The organism is Microvirga thermotolerans (assembly GCF_009363855.1).
Taxonomy (GTDB): Bacteria; Pseudomonadota; Alphaproteobacteria; order Rhizobiales; family Beijerinckiaceae; genus Microvirga; species Microvirga thermotolerans.
Genome location: NZ_CP045423.1, coordinates 1,694,254 through 1,720,486, shown reverse-complemented (window position 1 = coordinate 1,720,486; position 26,233 = coordinate 1,694,254). Strand labels below are relative to the sequence as shown.

At 69.5% G+C, this 26,233-nt stretch carries 23 protein-coding genes; 14 read left to right on the top strand and 9 right to left on the bottom strand.

Annotation, left to right across the window (positions count from 1 at the left end; all coding sequences use genetic code 11):
- Positions 1–10: 10 nt before the first annotated feature.
- Positions 11–1,822, bottom strand: coding sequence for an ABC-F family ATP-binding cassette domain-containing protein (locus GDR74_RS08025; RefSeq protein WP_152585818.1), 1,812 nt, complete (start codon positions 1,820–1,822; stop codon positions 11–13).
- A 226-nt stretch (positions 1,823–2,048) separates the two neighbouring features.
- Between GDR74_RS08025 and GDR74_RS08020 the strand changes: the two genes are divergently transcribed.
- The 4 genes from GDR74_RS08020 (at position 2,049) to GDR74_RS08005 (ending at position 8,083) form a co-directional block, all read left to right on the top strand.
- Positions 2,049–4,088 carry a sensor histidine kinase gene (locus tag GDR74_RS08020; RefSeq protein ID WP_152585817.1) on the top strand — a complete coding sequence of 680 codons (2,040 nt, stop codon included), beginning with the start codon at positions 2,049–2,051 and terminating at the stop codon, positions 4,086–4,088.
- A gap of 117 nt (positions 4,089–4,205) precedes the next feature.
- A complete protein-coding gene (locus GDR74_RS08015) occupies positions 4,206–5,819 on the top strand; it encodes an ABC transporter ATP-binding protein (RefSeq protein ID WP_152585816.1) in 1,614 nt (537 codons plus the stop codon).
- Positions 5,820–5,869: 50 nt separating this feature from the next.
- Positions 5,870–7,306, top strand: coding sequence for an aldehyde dehydrogenase family protein (locus GDR74_RS08010; protein ID WP_194164704.1), 1,437 nt, complete (start codon positions 5,870–5,872; stop codon positions 7,304–7,306).
- Between the two features lie 27 nt (positions 7,307–7,333).
- The gene (locus GDR74_RS08005; protein ID WP_152585814.1) at positions 7,334–8,083 is read left to right on the top strand and encodes a glucose 1-dehydrogenase; all 750 of its coding nucleotides are present in this window, start codon (positions 7,334–7,336) and stop codon (positions 8,081–8,083) included.
- 55 nt (positions 8,084–8,138) lie between these two features.
- On the opposite strand, the gene GDR74_RS08000 is transcribed toward GDR74_RS08005, so the two are convergent.
- Positions 8,139–8,864 (bottom strand): cytochrome c biogenesis CcdA family protein, encoded by a 726-nt coding sequence (locus GDR74_RS08000; RefSeq protein WP_152585813.1) that lies wholly within the window; start codon positions 8,862–8,864, stop codon positions 8,139–8,141.
- Between the two features lie 96 nt (positions 8,865–8,960).
- Between GDR74_RS08000 and GDR74_RS07995 the strand changes: the two genes are divergently transcribed.
- The gene (locus GDR74_RS07995) at positions 8,961–9,989 is read left to right on the top strand and encodes a P1 family peptidase (protein ID WP_246180000.1); all 1,029 of its coding nucleotides are present in this window, start codon (positions 8,961–8,963) and stop codon (positions 9,987–9,989) included.
- Here the strand turns inward: GDR74_RS07995 and GDR74_RS07990 are convergent.
- On the bottom strand, positions 9,968–11,212 hold the full coding sequence (locus tag GDR74_RS07990) for an NAD(P)/FAD-dependent oxidoreductase (protein ID WP_152585812.1): 1,245 nt from the start codon (positions 11,210–11,212) through the stop codon (positions 9,968–9,970). The genes GDR74_RS07995 and GDR74_RS07990 overlap by 22 nt on opposite strands.
- Before the next feature lie 204 nt (positions 11,213–11,416).
- On the opposite strand from GDR74_RS07990, the gene rpe reads away from it, so the two are divergent.
- The 5 genes from rpe to GDR74_RS07965 all read left to right on the top strand — a co-directional run bounded on the left by rpe (position 11,417) and on the right by GDR74_RS07965 (position 16,056).
- A complete protein-coding gene (gene rpe, locus GDR74_RS07985; RefSeq protein ID WP_152585811.1) occupies positions 11,417–12,088 on the top strand; it encodes a ribulose-phosphate 3-epimerase in 672 nt (223 codons plus the stop codon).
- Positions 12,089–12,148: 60 nt separating this feature from the next.
- The gene (gene purB, locus GDR74_RS07980; protein ID WP_152585810.1) at positions 12,149–13,462 is read left to right on the top strand and encodes an adenylosuccinate lyase; all 1,314 of its coding nucleotides are present in this window, start codon (positions 12,149–12,151) and stop codon (positions 13,460–13,462) included.
- Positions 13,463–13,534: 72 nt separating this feature from the next.
- Positions 13,535–14,785: a cyclopropane fatty acid synthase gene (locus GDR74_RS07975; protein ID WP_152585809.1), complete on the top strand. Its 1,251-nt coding sequence runs from the start codon at positions 13,535–13,537 to the stop codon at positions 14,783–14,785.
- A gap of 44 nt (positions 14,786–14,829) precedes the next feature.
- Complete coding sequence (locus GDR74_RS07970; protein ID WP_152585808.1) at positions 14,830–15,393, top strand: RBBP9/YdeN family alpha/beta hydrolase; 564 nt, start codon at positions 14,830–14,832, stop codon at positions 15,391–15,393.
- Between the two features lie 81 nt (positions 15,394–15,474).
- A complete protein-coding gene (locus GDR74_RS07965) occupies positions 15,475–16,056 on the top strand; it encodes a Spy/CpxP family protein refolding chaperone (protein WP_194164672.1) in 582 nt (193 codons plus the stop codon).
- A gap of 174 nt (positions 16,057–16,230) precedes the next feature.
- Here the strand turns inward: GDR74_RS07965 and rpsD are convergent, their stop codons facing one another.
- The 4 genes from rpsD to GDR74_RS07945 form a co-directional block, all read right to left on the bottom strand.
- Positions 16,231–16,848, bottom strand: a complete 618-nt coding sequence (gene rpsD / locus GDR74_RS07960; RefSeq protein WP_152585806.1) for a 30S ribosomal protein S4 — start codon at positions 16,846–16,848, stop codon at positions 16,231–16,233.
- Between the two features lie 162 nt (positions 16,849–17,010).
- A complete protein-coding gene (locus GDR74_RS07955; RefSeq protein WP_194164671.1) occupies positions 17,011–18,093 on the bottom strand; it encodes a hypothetical protein in 1,083 nt (360 codons plus the stop codon).
- Positions 18,094–18,208: 115 nt separating this feature from the next.
- Positions 18,209–18,733, bottom strand: coding sequence for a SixA phosphatase family protein (locus GDR74_RS07950; protein ID WP_152585805.1), 525 nt, complete (start codon positions 18,731–18,733; stop codon positions 18,209–18,211).
- Between the two features lie 6 nt (positions 18,734–18,739).
- Complete coding sequence (locus tag GDR74_RS07945) at positions 18,740–19,588, bottom strand: AAA family ATPase (RefSeq protein ID WP_152585804.1); 849 nt, start codon at positions 19,586–19,588, stop codon at positions 18,740–18,742.
- Between the two features lie 141 nt (positions 19,589–19,729).
- Here GDR74_RS07945 and GDR74_RS07940 point away from each other — a divergent pair, with 141 nt between their 5' ends.
- From GDR74_RS07940 to GDR74_RS07925, 4 genes are all read left to right on the top strand, one after another.
- The gene (locus GDR74_RS07940; RefSeq protein WP_152585803.1) at positions 19,730–21,019 is read left to right on the top strand and encodes a cystathionine gamma-synthase family protein; all 1,290 of its coding nucleotides are present in this window, start codon (positions 19,730–19,732) and stop codon (positions 21,017–21,019) included.
- Positions 21,020–21,259: 240 nt separating this feature from the next.
- Positions 21,260–23,110, top strand: coding sequence for a cation:proton antiporter domain-containing protein (locus GDR74_RS07935; RefSeq protein WP_152585802.1), 1,851 nt, complete (start codon positions 21,260–21,262; stop codon positions 23,108–23,110).
- Positions 23,111–23,163: 53 nt separating this feature from the next.
- Positions 23,164–24,342 (top strand): vWA domain-containing protein, encoded by a 1,179-nt coding sequence (locus tag GDR74_RS07930; protein WP_152585801.1) that lies wholly within the window; start codon positions 23,164–23,166, stop codon positions 24,340–24,342.
- A gap of 37 nt (positions 24,343–24,379) precedes the next feature.
- Positions 24,380–24,949, top strand: coding sequence for a hypothetical protein (locus tag GDR74_RS07925; protein WP_152585800.1), 570 nt, complete (start codon positions 24,380–24,382; stop codon positions 24,947–24,949).
- A 211-nt stretch (positions 24,950–25,160) separates the two neighbouring features.
- Here the strand turns inward: GDR74_RS07925 and GDR74_RS07920 are convergent, their stop codons facing one another.
- Positions 25,161–25,586 carry a universal stress protein gene (locus GDR74_RS07920; protein ID WP_152585799.1) on the bottom strand — a complete coding sequence of 142 codons (426 nt, stop codon included), beginning with the start codon at positions 25,584–25,586 and terminating at the stop codon, positions 25,161–25,163.
- A gap of 116 nt (positions 25,587–25,702) precedes the next feature.
- Positions 25,703–26,023 carry a 2Fe-2S iron-sulfur cluster-binding protein gene (locus GDR74_RS07915; RefSeq protein ID WP_152585798.1) on the bottom strand — a complete coding sequence of 107 codons (321 nt, stop codon included), beginning with the start codon at positions 26,021–26,023 and terminating at the stop codon, positions 25,703–25,705.
- Positions 26,024–26,233: the final 210 nt, after the last annotated feature.

Below are 26,233 nucleotides of genomic sequence, written 5' to 3'. Positions count from 1 at the left end.
CAGGGGAGGGTCAGCCCTCCAGCTCCTCCCGGAGCATCTCCAGCTCGAGCCACCGCTCCTCCGCCGCCGCGAGGTCGGCCTGGAGAGCGGCGAGAGTGTCCATCGCCTTCTGGAAACGGGCGGGATCGCGGGCGTAGAGGTCCGGGTCGGCCAGGATCTCCTGCACCTTGGCGATCTTGGCCTCCAGTTCCTCCATGCGTTTCGGCAGCGTCTTCAGGTCGTGCTGCTCGTTGAAGGAGAGCTTGCGCCTGGGCGCGGCGGAAGCCTGCGGGGTGGGGGCCTGCTTCTCGGATCTGGGCCTTGCCTCCTTCTCGACGGTGCGGGCCTGCACCCCCGCGCCCCGCTGGGCCACCATGTCCGAGTAGCCGCCCGCGTACTCGATCCAGCGGCCGTCTCCTTCCGAGACCAGCACGGAGCTCACCGTGCGGTCGAGGAAGTCGCGGTCGTGACTCACGAGGATCACCGTGCCGGAATAGTCCGTGATCATCTCCTCGAGGAGATCGAGGGTCTCGAGGTCGAGATCGTTGGTCGGCTCGTCGAGGACGAGCAGGTTCGACGGCTGCGCCAGGGCGCGGGCGAGCATCAGCCGGTTGCGCTCGCCCCCGGAGAGCACGCCCACGGGCGTGCGGGCCTGCTCCGGCGCGAACAGGAAGTCCTTCATGTAGCCGACCACGTGCTTGGTCTGGCCGCCGATGGTCACCGTGTCGCCCCGCCCGCCCGTGAGGGTCTCGGCCACGGTGGCGTCGGGATCGAGGCTCGCGCGGCGCTGGTCGAGGGTCACCATCTGCAGGTTCGCGCCGAGGCGCACCCGGCCCTCGTCCGGCGGGATCACGCCGGTGAGGAGGTTGATGAGGGTGGTCTTTCCCGCCCCGTTGGGGCCGACGATGCCCAGACGGTCGCCGCGCAGGATCCTGATCGACAGGTCCGAGACGATGGGCCGCCCCCCGTAGGACTTGGCGATCTTCTCGGCCTCGACGACGAGGGTCCCGGACTGCTCCGCCTCGGCGAGAGTCATGTTGACGGTGCCGACGGCGCGCTTCTGCTCCTTGCGCTGCTGCCGCAGGGCGAGGAGGTTGTTCAGCCGCCGCACGTTGCGCTTGCGGCGCGCGGTCACGCCGTAGCGCAGCCAGTCCGCCTCCGCCGCGAGCTTGCGGTCGAGCTTGTGCCGCTCCTGCTCCTCCTGCTCCAGGACTCCGTCCCGCCAGGCCTCGAAATGGGCGAAGCCCCGGTCCATGCGGCGGGTCACGCCCCGGTCCAGCCAGATCGTCGCCTCGGAGAGGTTTTCCAGGAAGCGGCGGTCGTGGCTGATGAGGACGAGGGCGCAGCGGAGGGCCTTCAGTTCGCTTTCCAGCCACTCGATGGCGGGCAGGTCCAGGTGGTTCGTCGGTTCGTCGAGCAGGAGGATGTCGGGAGAAGGGGCGAGAACCTGCGCGAGAGCCGCCCGCCGCGCCTCGCCCCCGGACAGGTCGGCGGTCCGCTCCTCGCCTAAAAGACCAAGTTGCTCAAGGAGATAGCGCGCACGGTAGGGGTCGTCGCCCGGTCCCAGGCCCGCCTCCACGTAGGCGAGCGTGGTGGGAAAGGCGCTCAGGTCCGGTTCCTGGGCGAGATACCGGATCGTCGCTCCCGGCTGCACGAAGCGCGTGCCGCGATCGGGCTCGACGAGACCTGCGGCGATCTTGAGGAGGGTCGACTTCCCGGATCCGTTCCGGCCGACGAGGCAGGCGCGCTCGCCGGGAGCGACCGAGAGTTCGGCGCGCTCGATCAGGGGGGTGCCGCCGAAGGTGAGAGCGACATCCTGAAGGGTAAGAAGGGGTGGAGCCATTTACGCTCCGTGACACCTCCGGCAGCGAGATGCAAGATCGCAGAATGCCGGCTTGGCGAACGAAAGATGGACGCTCGAGGGACTTCGTGGTCCCTTAGAGTCATTCCAAGTGAGCGAGAACGGGAGTGAGAAACGGTTACCCGTCCGGAACTGCGTGAAATCGAAAGCCGGGTCGCTTCCGCCGTTTCAAGGGAACGATCCAGGAGCCGAGGGGCTGGATCTTTGCATGACCCTGACGAGGCGCCTGCTCCTTCTTGCCCTGATCTCTGTCCTGCCGGCGATCGCGATCTGGACCTACACGGAAGTCTCCCTGCGCCGCGCCCGCGAGGCCGAAATCAGCGATCTCGTCCTCCGCCAGGCGCGGCTGGCGGGGTCCGAGCTGGAGCGCGTCTTGGACGGCATCCAGAGCCTTCTGATCGCCGTGGACGAGACACCGGCCGTGCGCCGTTTCGAGGCGGAGGCCTGCAACGCCTATCTTCGGTCCCTCCAGAAGAAGGTCCCTCACCTTCTGGCCTTCGTCGTCCTGGACCTCGAAGGCGTCGTCCGCTGCCGGAACGCGGCTGCCCCGGCGGCCGAAACCTTCGGCCACAGGGTCTACTTCCAGGATGCGCTGGCGACCCGGCGCTTCGTGGCCGGGCAGTACACGCCCGATTTTTCCGAAGGCGGGATCGAGATGCGTCCCGTCCTTCCCTTCGCCCTTCCCATCGTGGCGGAGGACGGGCGGACCGTCGGCGTGCTCGCCACGGCGCTCGACCTGAACTGGCTCGACCAGAACCTGAAGCTGCGCGCCTTGCCTCCCGACGGTTCCCTGACCGTTGCCGATTCCGGCGGCACGATCGTCGCCCGCGAGCCGCTGCACGACAGCTATATCGGCAAGCGCATCTCCTACGACGTTCTGGCGCAGGCCAGCCGCAGCGACGCGGAGTCGTTGCGGACGGTAACCGAGGACGGGATCAGGCGCATCATCGGCCATGCGACGGTGCAGGTTCCGCCGCGGGTCATGTACGTGGCGGTCGGGCTGCCCTGGAAGGAGGCGTTCGAGGGCATCAACCGGGCCGCGCAGCGCGGCTTCATGCTCATCGGAGCGGCCCTCGTCCTCGCCCTCTCCCTTTCCGCGTTGACGAGCCGCGCCTTCGTCACGACGTCGTTCGCCGCCATGACCGACGGGGTTCGCGCCTGGCGGCAGGGGAATTACCGCGCGCGCATCAATCCGCGCGGCGCGCCGAGGGAGCTGCGCATCCTGGCGGAGGCCTTCAACGACCTGATGGACGACGTGACGGAGCGCCAGCACGCCCTCCAGGCCAGCGAGGAGCAGGCGCGCCTCGCCCTCGAGGCCGGGCGCATGGGAACCTGGTGGTACAACCATGCGACGGGCCTCGGCGGATTGTCCGCCCAGGCGGCCGGCCTGCTGGGCCTCCCCGCCGAGAAGAGGTCCATCACCGTTTCCGAATTCCGCAGCCTCGTCCATCCCGACGACAGCGAGCGGGTCCTCGACAGGATGCGGGCCGCCGTGACGACCGACGGGTCATACGAAGACGAGTACCGGATCAGGACGCCGGGCGGGGAGACCCGCTGGCTCAGCGCGAAGGGGCGCGTGTTCTTCGACCCGCAGAACAGGCCGGTGACGTTCGTCGGCGTCTTCCACGACATCACGGACCGCAAGCGGGCGGAGAGCCAGCAGAAGCTCCTGCTCGGGGAATTGAACCACAGGGTGAAGAACACGCTCGCGACCGTTCAGTCCATCGCCAGCCAGACCCTGCGCACCTCCCCGGACCTGTCCAACTTCAAGGACGCCTTCGAGGGGCGCCTGATGGCGCTGTCCAAGACGCACGACCTCCTGACGCGCAGCTCCTGGCGGGAGGCCAGATTGCGGGACATCGTCGACCAGGAGCTGGCGCCCTACCGCAGGAGCGGCGACGAGCGCGTCTCGATCCTGGGTCCTCCGGTGACCCTGTCGCCCCGCTACGCCATCAATTTCGGACTCGTGCTCCACGAACTCGTCACGAATGCCGTGAAATACGGCGCCCTCTCCTCCCCGTCCGGCCGCATCGAGATCCGGTGGTCCGTCTCGAAGGGCGAAACCGGCCGCTCCCTGCTGCGCATGCACTGGCAGGAGCTCGACGGGCCTCCTGCCCGGCCGCCTCGCAGGCAGGGATTCGGATCGCGCCTCATCCGGCGCAGCATCGAGGGCGAGATGGCGGGCACGGTATCGGTTGCGTTTCCCCCGACCGGGGTCGTCTACGACCTCACGATCCCGCTGGAATGACCGCGGCGGGAAACCCTCGGCCCGACCGCCGCGGCCCTCCCGGTGGATTGACGTAACGGCCCATATCGGGAGGATGAACGGCCCGCCTGCAGGCGGCGGCTGAAGGAGCAGGACGACATGACGGCGAGCGGCGCCCCGGTGCTGGCGATCGAGGGGCTTTCCATCGGGCTCCCGCGGCTCGCGGACAGGCAATACGCCATCCGCGACCTGTCCCTCTCCATCGCGCCGGGGGAGACCCTGTGCGTCGTCGGCGAATCGGGTTCCGGCAAGTCCATGACCGCCATGGCGACCATCGGCCTCCTGCCCAACGGGGTCGAGGTGCTCTCCGGCTCGATCCGGCTCGCCGGGACCGAGCTTCTCTCCCTGGACGAGGCAGGCTGGTGCGACCTGCGCGGGCGGCAGGTCGGCACGGTCTTCCAGGAGCCGATGACCTCCCTCAACCCGGTTATGCGGATCGCCGACCAGATCTCGGAGACCTTCCGCGCCCATGGGGTTCTGACCCAGGCCGAGCGGGAGCGGCGCACCCTCGAACTCCTCGCGGAGGTGAACCTGCCGCACCCGGAACAGATCGCCCGCGCCTATCCCCACGAGCTTTCGGGCGGGCAGCGCCAGCGGGTCATGATCGCCATGGCCCTGGCCCTGGAGCCGAAGCTCCTGATCGCGGACGAGCCGACCACGGCCCTCGACGTGACGACCCAGGCCCAGGTCCTCAGGCTCATCGACAACCTGCGCCGCAAGAAGGGCACGGCCGTCCTGTTCATCACCCACGATTTCGGCGTGGTGGCCGAGATCGCCGACCGCGTCGCCGTGCTCCAGCACGGACGGCTGGTGGAGGAAGGGACCGCCGACCAGGTGCTGACGCGCCCCGCGCATCCTTACACCAAGCGCCTCCTGGCCGCCGTGCCCTCCCTCGTCCCCCCTCCCCCGAAGGCCCTGGAGGGCGAGCCGATCCTCCTGAAGGTCGATTCCCTCACCAAGACCTACGGCGGGCGCGGCCTTTTCCGGAAGAGCCGGCAGGTCCAGGCCGCCGACGCGGTGAGCTTCTCGATCCGCCGGGGCGAGACCCTCGGGCTCGTGGGCGAGTCCGGCTCCGGCAAGTCCACGGTCGGCCGCTGCGTGCTGCGCCTCATCGAGCCGGACGGGGGCGGCATCACGGTCGGGGATCTTCCCTTCGGCCGCCTGTCCCAGCGCGACCTGCGCCCCCACCGCCGCCGGATCCAGATCGTCTTCCAGGACCCCTTCGCCTCCCTCAATCCGCGCCGCACCGTCGGGCATATCGTGTCGGAGGGGCCGATCATGCAGGGCGAGAAGCCCGAGGCGGCGCTGGCGCGGGCGAAGGACCTGATCGAGACGGTCGGGCTTCCCGCCCAGGCCCTGGACCGCTACCCTCATGAATTCTCGGGCGGGCAGCGCCAGCGCATCGGGATCGCCCGGGCGCTCGCCATGCGCCCGGACGTGCTGGTGGCGGACGAGGCCGTCTCCGCCCTCGACGTGTCGGTCCAGGCGGAGATCCTCAGGCTCATCCGCAACCTTCAGGAGGAGCTGGGCCTTGCCATTCTGTTCATCACCCACGATCTGCGGGTCGCGGCCCAGATCTGCGACCGCGTGGCAGTCATGCAAAAAGGCCGGATTGTGGAAATGGCGGAAACCGCGCAACTCTTCGCCGCGCCGCGTGACCCCTATACCCGCCAGCTCCTGGCCGCCGTGCCGGGCACGCACCGAATGACATGAGGAGGAAAGCCGACGTGAACGATCAGGCCCAAGCGAGCGTCGCACCGGACATGGTGCACCGGAACCTCATCGGCGGCCGCCAGGTGCCGGCCTCGAACGGCGAGACGCTGGATGTCCTTTCGCCCGTGGACGGCAAGGTCTTCGCGCGCATCGCGGCGGGCACGGCGCAGGACGTCGACGCCGCGGTGAAGGCCGCGCGGAGCGCCTTCGAGGGCGAATGGTCCCGGCTGACCGCGACCGAGCGCGGCCGCCTTCTCGTCAAGCTCGCCCTCGCCGTCGAGGCGCAGGCGGACGCCCTCGCGGCCCTGGAGAGCCGGGACAACGGCAAGCCCCTGCGCCAGGCCCGGGCCGACGCCATCGCCCTCGCCCGCTATCTCGAATTCTACGGCAGCGCCGCCGACAAGCTGCACGGGGACGTGATTCCCTATCTCAACACCCACTTCATCGGCGTGGAGCGCGTCCCCCACGGGGTCACGGGGCATATCGTGCCCTGGAACTATCCCATGCAGATCTTCGGCCGCTCGGTCGGCGCGGCGCTCGCGGCGGGCAACGCCACCGTGGTGAAGCCCGCCGAGGACGCCTCGCTCACCATCCTGCGGGTGGCGGCGCTCGCCCGCGAGGTCGGCCTGCCGGACGGGGCACTCAACGTGGTCACCGGCCTCGGCCGGGTGGCGGGCGCGGCGCTCGCCGCCCATCCGGGGATCGACTTCCTGTCCTTCACCGGCAGCCCGGAGACCGGAACGGCGGTCCAGACCGCCGCCGCGCAGAACCATGTGGGCGTGACCCTGGAGCTCGGCGGCAAGTCCGCCCAGGTCGTCTTCGACGATGCGGACCTGGAGCGTGCCCTGCCCGTCCTCGTCAACGCCATCATCCAGAACGGCGGGCAGACCTGCTCCGCAGGCAGCCGCCTGCTGATCCAGCGCGGCATCTTCGACAAGGTCGTCTCGGCGGTGGCGGAGCGCTTCGCCGTCCTCCGGGCCGGCCGGCCCGAGGCCGATCCCGACCTGGGCCCGATGATCAACCAGGCGCAGCAGCGCCGGGTCCAGTCCTACCTGGAGCGCGGCAAGGGCGAGGGCCTGAGCCTCGCCGCATCGGGCGGAATCGCGGCCGACGCGCCCGAGGGCGGCTTCTACGTGGCGCCGGCCTTCTTCGCGCCCGTGCCTCACGAAAGCTTGCTGTCCCAGGAGGAGGTGTTCGGCCCCGTGCTCGTCGCCACGCCGTTCGGGGACGAGGCGGAGGCGATCCGGCTCGCCAACGGCACGGCCTACGGGCTCGTGGCCGGGGTCTGGACCCGCGACGCCATGCGCTCCACCCGCGTCGGCCGCGCCATGCGCGCCGGCCAGGTCTTCGTGAACTGCTACGGCGCAGGCGGCGGCATCGAGCTGCCCTTCGGCGGGTTCGGGCGCTCGGGCCACGGACGCGAGAAGGGCTTCGAGGGCCTCGTGGAATTCACCACCACCAGGACGCTCGTGATCGCGCACGGGTAAGTCTCACATCGTCACAAGGGGAAGAAGATGAAACGCCTCGAAGGCAAGGTGGCGCTCGTCACGGGCGCCGGCTCCGGCTTCGGTCTGGGAATCGTCGAGAAGTTCGCGGCGGAGGGCGCGAAGGTCGCCATCGTCGACATCAAGGAGGACGCTGCGAAGGCCGCCGCCGGCCGCATCGGCGCCGCCGCCATCGGCCTGGCCGCCGACGTCTCGAAGGCCGCCGACGTGAAGGATGCGGTGAAGAAGACCCTCGACGCCTTCGGCCGGCTCGACATCGTGGTGAACAACGCCGGCATCAGCCACCGCAACCGGCCGATGCTGGAGGTGGACGAGGCGGAGTTCGACCGGATCTTCGCCGTCAACGTGAAGTCGATCTACCTCTTCGCGCAGGCCGCGGTGCCGGTGATGCGCCAGGGCGGCGGAGGCGTCTTCATCAACGTGGGCTCCACGGCCGGCATCCGGCCCCGCCCGGGCCTGACCTGGTACAACGGCACCAAGGGCGCCGTTCACACCCTCACCAAGTCCATGGCCGTCGAGCTCGCCCCCGACAGGATCCGCGTCTGCGCCCTCGCCCCGGTCGCCGGCGAGACGCCGCTGCTCGCCACCTTCATGGGCGAGGACACGCCCCAGAAGCGGGAACAGTTCATCAACTCCATCCCGCTCGGGCGCTTCTCCAAGCCGGAGGACATCGCCAACGCGGCGCTCTACCTCGCCTCGGACGAGGCGAGCATGATCACCGGCGTCGTGCTGGAAGTGGACGGCGGCCGCTGCATCTGAGGCGGCATCCGCCGCCGCGCACGCGTCCTCCCCGCCCGCGGGGAGGACATCCGGCCTATCCCAGCCGCCCCAGGACCGGGAAGGTCTCCAGCAGCCAGAACGACATGGCGGCGATCCAGCCGTTGAGGAAGGCGATGCCCGTGAGGACCAGGAGCACGCCCATGGTCTTCTCGACGATCGCGAAGTGCGAGCGCATGCGCTTGGTGAGGGCCACGAAGGGCTTCATGGCGAAGGCGGCGAGCAGGAACGGAATGCCAAGCCCCGCCGAATAGGCCGCGAGGAGAAGCGCGCCGCGCGACACGCTCGTCTCCGATCCCGCCACGGCGAGGATGGCCGCGAGAACGGGCCCGATGCAGGGCGTCCAGCCGAAGGCGAAGGCGAGGCCCATCACGTAGGCGCCCCACAGCCCCATGGGCCGGTTCACGGAGAAGCGCGCCTCCCGGTAGAACAGCCCGATCCGGAACAGCCCCAGGAAGTGCAGGCCCATCGCGATGATGGCGATCCCGGCGAGCGTGCTCAGCACGTCGAGATATTGCCGCACGGTCTGCCCGAGCGCCGAGGCGGTCGCGCCGAGGAGCACGAAGACCGTGGAGAACCCCGCCACGAAGAGAAGCGCCGCCAGCATGGCCCGGCGGCGCACGGCGCCGTCGCCCGCGCTCAGCCGGTCGAAAGTGGTGCCCGCCAGGAACGACAGATAGGGCGGAACCAGCGGCAGGACGCAGGGGCTCAAGAAGCTGATGAGGCCGCCGAGGGCCGCGGCCGGAAAGGAGACGCTGAGCATGGGGCCTTCTACCCCTTCGCCTGCCCACAGGAAAGGCGGCGCGGGCGCGGCTCTCCGGCTTGTGAACGGAGCCGTTCTGCGGTTGCCTTGCCTGCCATGACGCGCCCACCCGCAACGCACCTGCGCAATCTCATCACCGACGTTCCCGGCCTGCGTGTCGGCAACGCCCAGGACGAAGCCCTCGCATCCGGCGTGACCGTCGCCCTCTTCGACACGCCGACCGTCGCCTCCTGCGCCGTGCTCGGAGGCGCGCCGGCCACGCGGGAAACGGACCTCCTCGAGCCGGACAAGATGGTGCCCGGCATCCATGCGGTCGTGCTCTCGGGCGGCTCGGCCCTCGGGCTCGACGCGGCGGGCGGCGTCCAGGCCTTCCTGCGGGAGCGGGGAATCGGCTTCCAGGTCGGCAACGTCCGGATCCCCCTGGTGTCGCAGGCGGCCATTTTCGACATGCTCAACGGCGGCGACAAGGACTGGGGCCGCTACCCGCCCTACCGGGAGCTCGCCTACGAGGCGGCGCGGAACGCGGGGCCGGATTTCGCCCTCGGCACCGCGGGCGGCGGCTACGGCGCCACCACGGCGAACCTGAAGGGCGGGCTCGGCTCCGCGAGCGCCGTCACCGCCTCGGGTCACACGGTCGGAGCCCTGGTGGTCGTGAACGCCATCGCGTCGGCGGTGATCGGGAACGGGCCCCATTTCTGGGCGGCAGCCCTGGAGGAGGGCGGGGAGTTCGGCGGGCTGGGCCTGCCCGGGACGGTCCCGCCCGACGACAGGCGCCCGGTCTGGAAGGGCGGCCCGCAGCCGGCCACCACCATCGCCCTCGTGGCGACCGACGCCATCCTCTCCAAGGCCCAGGCGAAGCGGCTCGCCGTCTCGTCCCATGGGGGCCTCGCCCGCTCCTTGCGCTTCGCGAACGGCCTCTTCGACGGGGATACGATCTTCACGGCGGCCACGGGGAGAAAGCCGCTCGGCGACGAGGCGGCGGACTTCACCCACATCACGGTCGCGGCGGCCGACTGCCTCGCCCGCGCCGTCGCCCGCGGCGTCTACGAGGCCGCCGCCCTGCCCTTCCCGGGCGCCCTGCCGGCCTGGCGGGACCTGTTCGCTCAGAACCGCTCCGGCCGGTAGGGCTTGGGATCGATCACCGGCGTCTCTCCGACGATCATCTCCGCCATGAGGCGGCCGGTGATGGGGCCGAGCGTCATGCCGTGATGGGCGTGGCCGAAGCCGAACCAGAGGTTCCGGTGCCGGGGCGCGGGTCCGATGATGGGCATCATGTCCGGCGTGCAGGGCCGCATTCCCATCCACGGCTCCGGATCGACCCGCTCGCCGAGCGGGAAGAAGGCCTTGGCGATGGGCTCCGCGCGGGCGAGCTGCACCGGCGTCTTCGGCGCGTCGCGGTCGGCGAACTCCGCCCCGGTCGTGAGGCGGATGCCCCGCGCCATCGGCGCCAGGAAGTAGCCGCGCTCGAAATCGAGGGTCGGCCGGTTGAGGACGGCGTTCCCCTTCGGTTTGTAGTGCATGTGGTAGCCGCGCTTCACCGCGAGCGGGAAGCGGTAGCCGAAGCGCCGCGTCACCGCGTCGGCCCAGGGGCCGAGGGCGACGACGACCGCCCCGGCATCGACCGGCCCCTTCTCCGTCTGGAGCCGCCAGCCGCCGGCGGCGGCCTGCTCCAGGGTCCGCGCGTCGCCGACGGCGGCCTCGCCGCCGAGGCGCTCGAAGAGCTCCACGTAGGACATCACGAGGGCGTGCGGATCGTAGATCGCAGCCGGGTCGGTCCAGTGGATGCCGCCCTTGAGATCGGCCGTGAGATGCGGCTCGCGCTCGGCCACGGCCCTGCCGTCGAGGGCGACGAAGTTGACGCCGAAATCGCGCTTCACCTGCTCCGCGTCGCGGACCTGCTCCTCCATCGCCCGGTCGGTGCGGAAGACCTTCATCCAGCCCGTCGGGCGGATCAGCTGGGCCGAGCCCGCCTCCTCGGCGAGGGCCATGTGCTCGGTCACGCTGTGCTCGATCAGCGGGGCGTACAGGCGCGCGATGGCCTTGTGCTGGGCCGGGCGGGAATGCATCCAGTACTGGAACAGGAAGGGCGCGATCTTCGGCAGCGCCGCCAGATGGTAGTGGGCGTCGATGGTGTTGTTGAGCGCGTAGCGCAGCAGGGCGCCGAAATCGTGAGGGAAGCCATAAGGATAGACGCCTTCGCGCTGGATCAGGCCCGCGTTGCCGAAGGAGGTCTCCAGCCCCGGCTGCCGCCTGTCCACCAGGAGCACGGAGCGTCCCCGCTTCTGCAGGTGCACGGCGATCGACACGCCGACGATGCCCGCCCCCAGAACCACAACATCCTTGCGCATGAAGATCCCGCCCCGTTCCAGCGTCGTTTGAAGGGTCGCGCGGGCGCCGCCCGCGTGCGACCGCTTCTTTACTCCCCTTCCTCAGAGGCCGTCCACGCCTTTCCTGTGGCAAAAGGCCCTCTCCCCAGCTTCTCTCGGACCGGCGGGCCGGCGGGCGCGCCAAGGCCGTTGCCGTGCGGAAAGGCTCGTGCTACCGGCCCGGACATGACACGCCCCCTTCTGATCGCCCCGTCCATCCTGGCTTCCGATTTCTCCAAGCTCGGCGAGGAGGTCCGCGCCGTCGACGCGGCCGGCGCCGACTGGATCCACATCGACGTGATGGACGGCCACTTCGTCCCGAACATCACCATCGGCCCGGACGTCGTGAAGGCGCTCCGCCCGCATTCCGCCAAGCCCTTCGACGTGCACCTGATGATCGCGCCGGTGGACCCCTACCTCGAGGCCTTCGCCAAGGCCGGGGCCGACATCATCAGCATCCACCCCGAGGCGGGGCCGCACGTCCACCGCAGCCTCCAGACCATCCGGTCCCTGGGCAAGAAGGCGGGCATCGTGCTCAATCCGGGCACCCCCGAGAGCGCCGTCGAGCCCGTCCTCGACGTCGTGGACCTCGTGCTGCTCATGACCGTCAATCCAGGCTTCGGTGGGCAGGCCTTCATCGGCTCGGCTTGCGACAAGGTGCGGAGGGTCAAGGAGATGGTCGGGGACCGGGACATCGACATCCAGATCGACGGCGGCGTCACGGCCGAGACCGCTCCCCTCGTCACGGCGGCGGGCGCCAACGTGCTGGTGGCCGGGTCTGCGACCTTCAAGGGCGGGCCGGAGGCCTATGCCCGCAACATGGCCGCGATCCGGGAGGCGGGGGAAAAGGCGCGTTGAGATCGCGCGGCCGGCATGCTACCGCGCGGGGGAAATCCCCCCGTCTGGAAGTGTGAGCCCATGATCCCCCGCTACAGCCGCCCCGAGATGGTGGCCATCTGGTCGCCCGAGACCAAATTCCGCATCTGGTTCGAGATCGAGGCCCATGCCACCACGGCCCTCGCCGAGCTCGGCGTGGTGCCGAAGGAGGCCGCCCGGATCGTCTGGGAGAAGGGCTCGAAGGCGACCTTCGACGTGGCGCGCATCGACGAGATCGAGCGCGAGGTGAAGCACGACGTGATCGCCTTCCTGACGCATCTCGCCGAGATCGTCGGGCCCGAGGCGCGCTTCGTCCACCAGGGCATGACCTCCTCCGACGTGCTCGACACCACCTTCAACGTGCAGCTGGTGCGCGCGTCCGACCTGCTCCTCAGGGACATCGACGAGCTGCTCGCCGCCATCAGGCGCCGGGCGTTCGAGCACAGGATGACGCCGACCATCGGCCGCTCCCACGGCATCCATGCGGAGCCGACCACCTTCGGCCTCAAGCTCGCCCAGGCCTATGCGGAGTTCGAGCGCTGCAAGCTGCGTCTCATCGAGGCGCAGCGCGAGGTGGCGACCTGCGCCATCTCCGGGGCCGTCGGCACCTTCGCCAACGTCGACCCGCGCGTGGAGGAATACGTGGCCGAGAAGATGGGGCTCTCCGTCGAGCCCGTCTCGACCCAGGTCATCCCGCGCGACCGGCACGCCATGTTCTTCGCGACGCTCGCGGTGATCGCCTCCTCCGTCGAGCGCCTGGCGGTCGAGGTCCGCCATCTCCAGCGCAGTGAGGTGCTGGAGGCGGAGGAATATTTCTCCGCGGGGCAGAAGGGCTCCTCCGCCATGCCGCACAAGCGCAACCCGGTGCTGACGGAGAACCTCACCGGCCTCGCCCGTATGGTGCGCGCCTACGCCATGCCCGCCATGGAGAACGTCGCCCTGTGGCACGAGCGGGACATCTCCCATTCCTCCGTCGAGCGCATGATCGGCCCGGACGCCACCGTGACCCTCGACTTCGCCCTCGCCCGGCTCACCGGCGTGGTCGACAAGCTGGTGGTGTACCCCGAGAACATGCGGAAGAACCTGGACCGCCTGGGCGGGCTGGTCCATTCGCAGCGGGTCCTCCTCGCCCTCACCCAGAAGGGCGCCTCCCGCGAGGACGCCTACCGCCTGGTCCAGCGCAACGCGATGCCCGTCTGGCGGGGGGAAGGCGATTTCCTGACCCTACTAAAGAACGATCCCGACGTGACCGCGTACCTGTCTCCGGCGGAAATCGAGGCGTGCTTTGACCTTGGCTATCACTTCAAGCACGTCGATACGATCTTCGCGCGGGTCTTCGGCGCGGCTCAGGCATAGCCGGAGGGCTGGAAATCTTTCCGCAATGCGCGACAATCCCCGCCGAGAGACAAACGACGACGGGGATTGTCCATGCTGTCGGAGAGACTTCTCAAGACGGGTCTGACCCGGGCCGTGCGACGCGGCACCCTGACCATGACCACCGCCGGCGGGCAGAGCTTCACCTTCGGCGACGGCACCGACCCCAAGGTCGCGATCCGCTTCACCGACGAAGCCGCCCAGCTCGCCCTCTGCCTCCATCCCGAGCTCAAGCTCGGCGAGCTGTTCATGGACGGTCGGCTCGTCATCGAGCAGGGGACGATCTACGACCTGCTCCAGCTCGTTCTCCAGGACACCCATGGGGAGCTGGACGACCTGCCGTTCCACCGCCTGCGCAAGATCAGGACCTGGATGCAGCTGCGCAGCGAGAACGACGCCGCCCGTTCCAAGCGCAACGTGGCCCACCACTACGACCTGGACGGGCGCCTCTACGCCCTCTTCCTGGACAGCGACCGGCAATATTCCTGCGCCTATTTCGACCGTCCGGACGCCAGCCTGGAGGAGGCGCAGCTCGCCAAGAAGCGGCACATCACCGCGAAGCTCCTGCTCGATCCGGGGCAGAGCGTCCTCGACATCGGCTCCGGCTGGGGCGGGCTCGGCCTCTACATGGCGCAGGTCGCGGGCGCCGGCGCGGTGAAGGGCGTGACCCTCTCGGAGGAGCAGCTCGACGTCTCGCGCAGGCGCGCCGTGGCGGCGGGGCTTCCCGACCGGGTCCGCTTCGAGCTCGAGGACTACCGGTCCACGCAGGGCAGCTTCGACCGGATCGTCTCGGTCGGCATGTTCGAGCACGTGGGCGTGCCCTCCTACGACGCCTATTTCCAGACCTGCCACCGCCTCCTCAAGGAGGACGGCGTGATGCTGCTCCACACCATCGGCCGCACCGGCCAGCCCTACCCCACCAACCCGTGGATCGCGCGCTACATCTTCCCCGGCGGGCACCTGCCGACCCTCTCGGAGATCATGCCCGCCGTGGAGCGGGCCGGGCTGATCGTGACCGACGTGGAGATCCTGCGCCTGCACTACGCCTTCACGCTCCAGAAGTGGCGGGAGCGGTTCATGGCGCACCGGGAGGAGGTCCTGCGCCTCTACGACGAGCGCTTCTGCCGGATGTGGGAATGCTACCTCGCGATGTCGGAATCGGCGTTCCGCTTCCAGGACGCGGTGGTGTTCCAGATCCAGCTCGCCAAGCGCAACGACACGGTGCCGCTCACCCGCGACTACATCGCCGAGCGCGAGGCCGCCCTCAGGGCCGCCGAAACCGCGGAGCTGAAGCGCAGCGCCTGAGCTTTTGCCTTGAACGGAGGCCCACGGGCCTCTACCTCCCGCTCATGAAAACATCCGACTGCGACATCCTCATCGTCCCGGGCTACCAGGATTCGGGAACCGATCACTGGCAGAGCCGCTGGGAGCGGCAGCTTTCCACTGCCCGGCGGGTGAGGCAGGAGAGCTGGGACTTCCCCAACAGGGACGCGTGGGTGGCGAAGATCGTCGAGGACGTGACGGCGGCGGCGCTGCCCGTCGTCCTCGTCGGCCACAGCCTCGGCGTCCTCGCCATCGCCCATGCGGCGCCCCTCCTGCCTCCGAACCGGGTTTCGGGCGCCTTTCTCGTCGGCGTGCCCGATGCGGAACGACCCGGCTTCGTGCCCGCGATCGACCGCGCCTTCGCGCCGATCCCCCGCGATCCCCTGCCCTTTCCCTCCGTCCTCGTGGCGAGCCGCACGGACCCGCACTGCGACTACGCGAAGGCCGAGGACATCGCCTACGCCTGGGGCTCGGCCATCGTCGACGCGGGCGATTCGGGACACATCAACACGGAGAGCGGCCACGGCCCCTGGCCCGAGGGGCTGATGCGGTTCGCAGGCTTCCTCAAGACGCTGCGGCCCGCCACATGACGAAAAGTTCATGCGGCGGTCATGCGGGGGACAGCAGGATGGACCCATCCTGACGTCCCCGATACCGAGGAGGAGACTTGCATGAAGATCCTCGCCATCCTTTCCGCTGCGTCCGCCCTGGCGATTGCCGGCACGGTGGCCTATGCGCAGCCTGCTCCTCCCCCCGCGGGCGGTCCGGGCGGACCCGGCCCGCGCGCCCCGATGAGTCGGGAGGACTTCGAATCCCTCACGGACGCCCGCATCGCCGCCATCCAGGCCGGGCTCAAGCTCACCCCCGACCAGCAGAAGCTCTGGGGGCCCGTCGAGCAGGCCCTCCGGGCGCAGGCCGCCTCGCGCCGGCAGATGATGGAGGATTACCGGGCCCAAAGGAGCGGCAGCGAGCGGCCCGACCTGATGCAGCGGCTCGAGCGGCGGGCTCAGAATGCCGCCAGGGGCGCCGAGAACCTGAACGCCCTCGCGACCGCCATGAAGCCGTTCTGGGCCTCCCTCGACGACCGCCAGAAGCGGCTCCTTCCGGTGCTCATGCGCGAAGGCCGCCCGGGCCGTATGGGCTGGCGCGGCGACGGCCATCGCGGGCGCATGGGAATGGACATGATGCACCATCGCGGCCCCGGCGGCATGCAGGGTCCGGGCGGCCAGCCCCCCGCCTCAAGGCAGCCGTAAGACCCGTCGCCCGAAACCGGACATCGAGAGAGGCCGCCTCGACCGGGCTTGCCCCCCGTAAGCGCGGAGGGCGCGGCGCCGGTCCCCCGTCCCATTCCGCGCAAAATCCCATGCCGCGCAAAGAAAAGGCCGCCATTCGGCGGCCTTTCCGGTCTGCGAAGTGTCCCGCGCCGATCAGCGCGAGTAGAACTCGATCACGAGGTTCGGCTCCATCTGGACCGGGTACGGCACCTCGGAAAGGGTCGGAATGCGGGTCATCTTGGCCGTCATCTTGGAGTGATCGACCTCGATGTAGTCCGGCACGTCGCGCTCGGCGAGCTGGCTCGCCACCACGACCACCTCGAGCTGCTTGGACTTCTCCTTCACCTCGATCACGTCGCCCGGCTTCACGAGGTAGCTCGGGATGTTGACGCGGCGGCCGTTCACCTTCACGTGGCCGTGGTTCACGAACTGGCGCGCGGCGAAGGGGGTCGCGACGAACTTGGCCCGGTAGACAACGGCGTCGAGACGGCGCTCGAGCAGGCCGATCAGGTTCTCGCCGGAGTCGCCGCGCAGGCGGATCGCCTCGGCGTAGTAGCGGCGGAACTGCTTCTCGGTGATGTTGGCGTAGTAGCCCTTGAGCTTCTGCTTGGCGCGCAGCTGCGTGCCGTAGTCGGAGAGCTTGCCCTTGCGGCGCTGGCCGTGCTGGCCGGGGCCGTATTCGCGGCGGTTGACGGGGCTCTTCGGGCGGCCCCAGATGTTCTGGCCCATGCGGCGGTCAAGCTTGTGCTTGGCCTGAATGCGCTTCGACATCGCGATTCCTCTCAAGTGTCGAAAGTTTCGAGGAACGCGCCCTCCTCTTCCCTTGCGGGACGACAGGCCGGCCGGAGGCCGGGCCACGGGAGCGTAAAAAGTTTGCGCGGCCGTTGCCGGACCGCGCGAACCGGGATGCCCTAGTGGAAAACGCCCTTCGTGTCAAGGAACGGTGCCGTCCGGCTCCGTTGCGAGGGCGGCCCGTCTCGCGGCGACCTGCTCGCCCAGCCGCCGGACCGCCGCCTCGACCAGATCGGGGCTCGCACGAAGCATGCCGAGTTCCACGGCCGACATGGCGAGCATCACCGGCGCCAGGTTCGCGGTGGGGGTCCCGTCCGGCCCGAAGAGCCTGAGATCGTCCGTCGGGCCGATGCCCGCGAGGTCCGCCACCATACGGGCCGCGTAGTTGCGCAGGCGCTGCTCGTCGGGCGCGCAGGCGGCGGCCTCCTTCCGGGGCGCGGCCTTGGGCGCGGGGGCCGAGGCGGTTCTCTGGGGAACGGCCTTCTGCTGAGCGGGCTTGGCGGAAGGCGCGGCCTTCGCTGTGCGGGACAGCGATTCGCTCCGGCGGACGGGCTTCGGCCTCTCGCCCATTCCGACCGCGATGTCGGGCACCCGGTACTCGGGAACCCGCGAGGGGCTCCGTTTCAGGGGGATGACCACGGAGACCCGGCCGGGCCTTCCGCCCTTGCCCACGGCGGTGAGCTTCACGCCCCGGTGCGAAGCGAGCCAGCGGGCGCGCACGGTTCCGCCGATGCCCTTGACCGCCAGGACGGCGAGATCGCCGATGCCGGTCGCCACGTTGCACTCGGCCGGCGCCCAGCGGCGGACGATGTCGAGGGCGGACCTGCGGTTGAACTCCAGATAGTAGCGCCGCAGCAGCCGGGCCGCGGCGTCGGCCCCGTGCTCGGCGGAGGCGAAGCCCACATGGCCTTCGGCGTCCCTGCCGATCTCGCCGTCCCAGCGCGCGCTCTTGATGCACCAGTAGTTGTTGAGCTTCACGCAGCGGGTGACGACGGGCCTGTCCGCCCGGAACAGGGCGGCGAGGAGCGCGACCGGCTTCGGCTCGAGGGCGTCCACGGTCTCCATGCGCCAGTTGGTGACCTCCCGCGCTTCCGAGACGTAGCGAACCGCCGCCTCCTGCCGGCTCCCGACGGCCTCGGCCAGCATGTCGCGGCCGAGCTCCGCCTTGTTGGCCGCGAGCGCGCTGCCGGCCATCAGCAATGCGGCGAGGGTATGAGGCAGCATGGTCCGGATGGGCCCGTGAAGGCTTGTTTCCCCGTGAGTGCATTGTGCACAACGGCACTCCTTCCGGAAGGTTCATCCCGGAGGATGGCCGTTCCATGGCGGCGGGACGAGCGGACTAATCGTCCTCGCCGGCCCCGAGGGACTTGGGGGTGACGAAGCGCTCCAGGCGACCGCTGTGCGCCTTCACGTCCTCCCAGCCCGTACCGGGAAAGTCGACCACCACGAGACCGGCGGTCGGGAGCTTCCCGGAAAGGCGGCTGCAATCCTCCGGCGTGCCGTCGCCGATGAGCATCTTCGCGAGGTCCTCGAACCCCGGATTGTGGCCGATCATCAGGAGCCTGCGGTTGACCGGGTTCACCTCCTGGACGACGGTGAGCAGGCGCGCGGCCGTCGCCTCGTAGAGGCGCGGCTCGCGGCGGCACTCCACCTCCCCCAGGGCCGGCTGGACGAGGTCCCAGGTCTCCTCCGTTCGGCGCGCGGGAGAGATCAGCGCGAGATCGGGAACGAGCCGCTCCTCCTTGAGATAGTCGCCCATGAGCACCGCCGCCTTGCGCCCGCGCGGCGAGAGCGGACGCTCCACGTCGAGAACGCCCGCGGGCCAGGAGGATTTCGCATGGCGGAGGAGGAGGAGACGAAGCATGGCCGCTCAGCGCCCTTCCCGCCGCGCCAGGAAGGCGAGCTTCTCGAAGAGGCTCACGTCCTGCTCGTTCTTCAGGAGCGCGCCGTGCAGCGGCGGAATGAGCTTGCGGGTATCGCGCTCGCGCAGCTGCTCAGGGCCGATGTCCTCGGAGACGAGGAGCTTCAGCCAGTCCAGGAGCTCGGAGGTGGACGGCTTCTTCCTCAGGCCCGGCGTCTCGCGCACCTCGAAGAAGATGCGCAGGGCCTCCTCGATGAGGCGGCGCTTGAGGCCGGGATAATGGACCTCGACGATCCGCGCCATGGTCTCGGCATCGGGGAAGCGGATGTAGTGGAAGAAGCAGCGGCGCAGGAAGGCGTCCGGCAGCTCCTTCTCGTTGTTGGAGGTGATGATGACCACCGGGCGCCGCTTCGCCCGCACCGTCTCCCCGGTCTCGTAGACGTGGAACTCCATGCGGTCGAGTTCGAGCAGCAGGTCGTTCGGGAACTCGATGTCGGCCTTGTCGATCTCGTCGATCAGCAGGACCGGCCGCCGCTCGGACTCGAAGGCCTCCCACAGCTTGCCGCGCCTGATGTAGTTGCGGATGTCCGACACCCGCGGGTCGCCGAGCTGGCTGTCGCGCAGGCGCGAGACGGCGTCGTATTCGTAGAGGCCCTGCTGGGCCTTGGTGGTCGACTTGACGTGCCAGGTCAGCAGCGGCGCCCCGAGGGCCTTGGCGACCTCCTCGGCGAGGACCGACTTGCCGGTTCCGGGCTCGCCCTTCACCAGGAGCGGCCGCTCGAGGACGATGGCGGCGTTGACCGCGACCTTCAGGTCCTCGGTGGCCACATAGGTATCGGTGCCTTCGAAACGCGCCATAGCCCTTCCCTTCGTCCTTCGCCTCGTCAATCGTCCGCCGGCCGGGCGGCCGGGTGCACCGTCCCGAAACTATGTCCAGACGTCACCTTTCGGCAACCGTCCTCATAGGGTAAGTCGGTTCGAAAGGAGAGGACTCGCACCATGCCCTACAACCGCTACCACAAGGATCGCATCGGCAACCACAAGCTGAGGCCCGAGACCCTCATGCTCGGCTACGGCTACGACCCGAGCCTGTCGGAAGGCGCCGTGAAGCCCCCGGTCTTCCTGACCTCCACCTTCGTGTTCACCAGCGCCGAGCACGGCAAGGAGTTCTTCGACTACGTGGCCGGCCGCCGCGAGCCGCCCCAGGGCGAGGCTGCGGGCCTGGTCTATTCCCGCTTCAACCACCCCAATTCCGAGATCGTCGAGGACCGCCTCGCCATCTTCGAGGAAACGGAGGCGGGCCTCCTCTTCTCGTCGGGCATGTCGGCGATCTCGACCACGATCCTCGCCTTCGCCCGGCCCGGCGACGTGATCCTGCACTCGCAGCCGCTCTACGGCGGCACGGAGACCCTGATCGCCAAGACCCTCGCCAATCTGGGCATCCACTCGGTCGGCTTCGGGGACGGGATCGATGAGAAGAGCGTCCGCTCCGCCGCCGAGGCGGCGCGGGCCAAGGGGCGGGTCTCGGTCGTCCTCATCGAGACGCCCTCGAACCCGCTCAACACCCTCGTCGACATCGCCATGATCCGCCGGGTCGCCGAGGAGACCGCCGCCGCCCAGGGCGGCCACCGCCCGGTCATCCTGTGCGACAACACCCTGCTCGGCCCGCTCTACCAGAAGCCGATCCAGCACGGCGCCGACATTTCGCTCTACTCGCTGACGAAGTACGTGGGCGGCCACTCCGACCTCATCGCGGGCGCGGCGCTCGGCTCGAAGGAGCTGATGAAGCCCGTCCGCCTGCTGCGGTCGGCCATCGGCACCCAGCTCGACCCGCATTCCTGCTGGATGATCGGCCGCTCCCTCGAGACCCTCGCCCTGCGCATGAGCGCGGCGAACCGCAACGGCGAGATCGTCGCCAGGTTCCTGAGCGAGCACCCCAAGGTCGCGAAGGTCCACCACCTGGCCTACCTGCCGGAAAACTCGCCCGCGAAGCGCGTCTACGATGCCCAGTGCACGGCGCCCGGATCCACCTTCTCCTTCGACGTGAAGGGCGGCGAGGCGGAGGCCTTCAAGGTGCTCAACGCCCTGCAGGTCTTCAAGCTGGCGGTGAGCCTGGGCGGCACGGAATCGCTCATCTCGCACCCGGCCTCGACCACCCATTCCGGCGTGCCGAAGGAAACCCGCGACCGTCTCGGCGTCACCGATGCCACCATCCGCGTCTCCATCGGCATCGAGCATCCGGACGACCTGGTGGCGGACCTGTCGCAGGCCCTGGCGACGCTCGGGTAGTTCGACCGGCCCGCCCCGCCGGATCCCGGGCTTCCTCGGGAGCGAGACACGCATCCCGCTCCCGTTTTCCCGCCGTCGTTCCGGGGCCGCGAGGCGGAACCCGGAACCGATGGGGCCGGGGATGCGGGAGAGGGCGCACGGCTGCCCATGTCTTGCGCTAACTGCTTCGAAATGCGCGCATCTTTCCCTTGCGCGCGCGTCTGCCTTCCTCCCATGATTGAGGGGAATCGGACGGAGACGATGGCAGCCGCGATCAACCTGCAAGCCTACCAGGAACCCATTCTCTTCCTCGCAACGGCAGGCATTGTCGTTCCCCTGTTCCACCGGCTCCGGGTCAGCCCGGTTCTCGGGTACCTGGCGGCGGGAATGCTGCTCGGCCCGTTCGGACTGGGCCGTCTCGTGCCCGCCCATCCGTGGATCGACTGGATCACCTTCACCAACCCGGAAGGTACGTCCCACATCGCCGAGTTCGGCGTGGTGTTCCTGCTCTTCACCATCGGGATCGAGCTGTCCTGGCAGCGCCTTCGTACCCTGCGGCGCCTGGTGTTCGGCTTCGGCTCCCTCCAGGCGATCCTCTGCGCCGCCGCCCTCGGCGCCCTGGCGTTCCATCTCGTCGGCAGCGTCGCCGGAGCGATCCTCGTCGGCCTGGCGCTCGCCCTCTCCTCCACCGCCATCGTCATTCCCGTCATCGCCGAGCAGAAGCGGCTGAACACGCCGGTCGGGCGGGCGAGCTTCTCCGCCCTGCTCTTCCAGGACCTCGCCGTGGCGCCGATCCTGTTCACCATCGCGGTCCTCGACGCGGACAAGCCGGAGATCACGACCGCTTCCCTCGCCTGGGCGCTCCTGCAGGCGGTTCTTGCCCTCGGGGCCATCGTCGGTCTCGGGCGCCTGGTGCTGCGTCCGTTCTTCCAGCTCGTCTCCGCCACCAAGAGTCCGGAACTCTTCATGGCCGCCTGCCTGCTCGTGGTCCTGGTCACGAGCCTGGTCGCCGCGGCGAGCGGGCTTTCCATGGCGCTCGGCGCTTTCCTGGCCGGGGTGCTCCTGTCGGAGACCGAGTACCGGCGGGCGGTGGACGTGACGATCCAGCCCTTCAAGGGCCTGCTGCTCGGCGTCTTCTTCGTATCCGTGGGCATGAGCCTCGATCCCATGCGCCTCCTGGAGGCTCCCGCCCTCATCCTCGCCGTCGCGGCGGCGACCATCGCCGTGAAGGCGCTCCTGATCGCCCTCCTCGCCCGGCCCTTCGGCCTGAGCGCGCCGGACGCCGTCGAGACCGGGCTCCTCCTCGGCCCGAGCGGCGAGTTCGGCCTCGTGATCCTCGGCAGCGCCGTCGGCGCGGGCCTCGTTCCGGCCGGGATCGGCCAGAACCTCCTTGTCGTCACCACGCTCACCATGGTCGCGATCCCGCTCCTCGCGCGCCTCGGCCGCCGCCTCAGCCGGCGGCTGGAGCTGAGGCGCCCGCTCGACCCCGAGCTGACGGTCATGCCCGCCCCGGCCGAGCCGGGCCGCGTCATCGTCGCCGGATACGGACGCGTCGGCCAGCTCGTCGGCGACATGCTGGAACGGCACAAGGTGCCCTACGTGGCCATCGACATGGATCCCGTCCGCGTCGCCGCCGAGCGCCGCGCCGGGCGGCCGGTCTATTTCGGGGACGGGTCCTATCCCGAGCTGCTGCGGGCCTGCGGAATCGAGCAGGCCCGGGCCCTCGTCATCACCCTGGACGCGCCGAGCGCCATCGAGGGCGTCGTGAGCGCGGCCCGGAGGGAACGCCCGGACATCACCATCGTGTCCCGGGCGCGGGACGCGCGGCACGCGGCGGAGCTCTACAGGCGCGGCGTGGACGATGCTGTGCCGGAGACCATCGAGGCCTCCCTCCAGCTCAGCGAGGCGGTTCTCAGCGACATCGGCGTGCCCATGGGCCTCGTGATCGCCTCGATCCACGAGCGCCGGGACGAGTTCCGCGCCCTTCTCAAGGAAAGCAGCGTCAGGCGCGGCCAGGACAGGACGGAGTTCCGCGCCCGGCGGACGGTGGGGAAGGCCGCACCGGCGGCAGCGGCCGGCCCGGGCGAGACCGCGGGCCGGGCGAGACCGTGACGCGGCCGGCGATTGCCGCTTGACCTCGCCCGCCGTTGCCGGACACTGGCGCCATGTTCCTGAACTTCTTCACAGAGCTGCGCGCCGCCAGGGTCCCCGTCTCCCTGCGGGAGTACCTGTCCTTCCTGGAGGCGCTGGACGAGGACCTCGCCGACAAGAAGGTGGAGGAGTTCTACTATCTGTCCCGCGCCTGCCTCGTGAAGGACGAGCGCCACTACGACCGCTTCGACCAGGTCTTCGGCCAGGTCTTCAAGGGGCTGGAGACCCTGGGCCGCGCCATGGAGGAGGAGGCGGCGATCCCGGAGGAATGGCTGCGCCGGCTCGCGGAGCGCTACCTCACCGAGGAGGAGAAGCGCCAGATCGAGGCGATGGGCTGGGAGAAGCTCTGGGAAACGCTCCGGCAGCGCCTGAAGGAGCAGCAGGGGCGGCACCAGGGCGGGAACAAGTGGATCGGCACCGCCGGCACCTCTCCCTACGGCGCCTACGGATACAACCCGGAGGGGGTCCGCATCGGCCAGGAGGGGAACCGGAACTTCCGCGCGGTGAAGGTGTGGGATCGCCGCGAGTTCAAGGATTTCGACGACAGCGTCGAGCTTGGCGTCCGCAACATGCGCCTCGCCCTGCGGCGGCTGCGCCGCTTCGCCCGCACCGGCGCGCCGGAGGAGCTCGACCTCGACGAGACGATCCACGAGACCGCCCACAGGGGCTATCTCGACGTGCGCCTCCGCCCCGAGCGCCGGAACGCGGTGAAGGTGCTCCTGTTCCTCGACGTCGGCGGCTCCATGGACTGGCACGTGGAGGCGGCGGAGGAGCTGTTCTCGGCCGCGCGGCTCGAGTTCAAGCACTTCGAGCACTTCTACTTCCACAACTGCGTGTACGAATATCTCTGGAAGGAGAACCGCCGCCGCTTCGAGGAGCGGATCCCGACCCTCGACGTCATCCGCACCTATCCCGCCGACTACCGCGCGGTCTTCGTGGGCGACGCCTCCATGAGCCCCTACGAGATCAAGATGCCCGGCGGCTCGGTCGAGCACTGGAACGAGGAGCCCGGCCAGGTGTGGCTGGAGCGGATCCTGAACCACTTCCCCCGCGCGGTCTGGCTCAACCCCGTGCCGCGGCCCCAATGGGGCTACACGCAGTCCATCGCGCTCCTGCGCCAGATCTTCTCCGACCGCATGTTCCCCCTCACCCTCGAGGGCATCGACCAGGCGATGCGGGAGCTGGTGCGCTGACGCCCGTGTCCTTGCTCCGAATGACCCTTTGTTCCGCATGACGCTTCGCTACGAACACAGCCCCCGCCCCGTGGGCGGACCGATCTCCTTCACCCTCAAGGGCGAAAGGCTGACCGTCGATTCCGGCCGCAAGGTGCACGAGGTGAGCCTCGGAGCGGTCGAGACGGTGCGCATGACCTACGAACCGGGACGCTTCGGGCAGAAGGTGTACCGCACCCGCATTCGCATGCAGGACGGCAGGACCTTCGCCTTCTCCTCCCTGACGTGGCGGAGCCTCGTCGAGGCGCGGAGCCAGCCGGAGGAGTACCGGCGCTTCGCCCGGGGCCTGTTCTCCGCAATCGCCGGGGCGAACCCGCAGGCGCGGTTCGTGGCCGGCAAGAGCCGGCCCGTCTGGGTCGCCACCGCCGCGCTGACCCTGGCCTCGCTCCTGGCGATGGCCTATCTCGTCTGGCGCGCGCTGCAGATGAACGCGACCGGCATCGCTCTCCTCGGAGGACTCTTCGCGCTCGTCGGCATCTGGCAGCTCGAGCCCCTGGTGAGGCTCAACCGGCCCCGCCCCTTCAGCCCGGACGCGCCGCCCGAGGAACTGATGCCGCAAGGGTCGTGACGCCCGCCGTAGCGCTTGCGGCGTCGATGCGTGCACGCCCCGCTGTCATTCCGGGACGCCGCAGGCGAGCCCGGAAGCCATTGCGCCGGCGTTGCCGAACGGAAAAACATGAGCCGCCGCGCCCTGTCCGGCTCCGACGGCCGTTATGGATTCCGGGTTCTCGCTCCGCTCGCCCCGGAATGACAGAGCCGTATCGGAATGGCGGGCGCGATTACGCGCGCACCACCAGTACCGAGCACCTGGCGTGGCGCACGATGGTGGAGGCGTTGGAGCCGAGGAGGTAGGTGGCCATGCTCGGCCGGTGGGAACCGACGACGATGAGGTCCGTCCCGGTCTTCTCCGCCTCGCTCAGCACCTCGCCGTAGGTCGAGCCGAGCCGCACCACCGCCGACACCCGGTCGGAGGGCAGGTTCACGGTCGCCGCAACATCGGCGAGCTTGCGCTCCGCGTCGCTCTGCTGCTCCTCGTCGAATGTCGGCGGCACGAACTCCATGTAGGTCACCGGCACCACGGAGCGCACGTAGATGAGGCGGATGGTGCCGTCCGACGCCTGGGCCAGCTCCACGGCCCGGTCGATGGCAGGCCTGGCGGCTTCGACTTCGGCGAGGTCGACGGGGACGAGGATCGTCTTGAACATGGAGGCTCCCTCTCGCGCGCCGCCGCTCGATCCCGGGCGGCGCGGCTGGCGAGAGGATTTAGCGCAGCTTGGCCGGAAAGCCCAACCGAAAGGTGGCGCGGCCGTCGCAGGGCAGGTCAGCCCTGACGGATCGGCGTGCGGACCACGAGCCCGTCGAGCTCGGGCCTGACGCGGATCTGGCAGGACAGGCGCGAGTTCGGGCGCACGTCGTAGGCGAAGTCCAGCATGTCCTCCTCCATCGGCTGCGGCGAGCCCGTCGCCGCCTCCCACTCCTCGTCCACGTAGACGTGGCAGGTGGCACAGGAGCAGGCGCCGCCGCACTCGGCCTCGATGCCGGGAATGCCGTTGCGGACGGCGGCCTCCATCACCGTCGACCCCTCCTCGGCCTCGACCGTCCGGGCCGTGCCCTCGGGGTCGATGAACGTGATCTTCACCATTGCGGACCTCTGACTGACGGCGCATATTTAATGGAGCGGAAAGGGAAAAACGAGCCGCTGTCGGAAGCGTCCCGCCGTTATCCTGCCGCAATTTGCCCGGCACAGCTGGTTACTGAGCCGTTAACGACGTTCGCAAGAGGCGGGGGACGTCGGGTTTCCATCCATCGGCCCGGCAGCTAGACTTACTTGGTAAATGGCAGGTTACCGAAC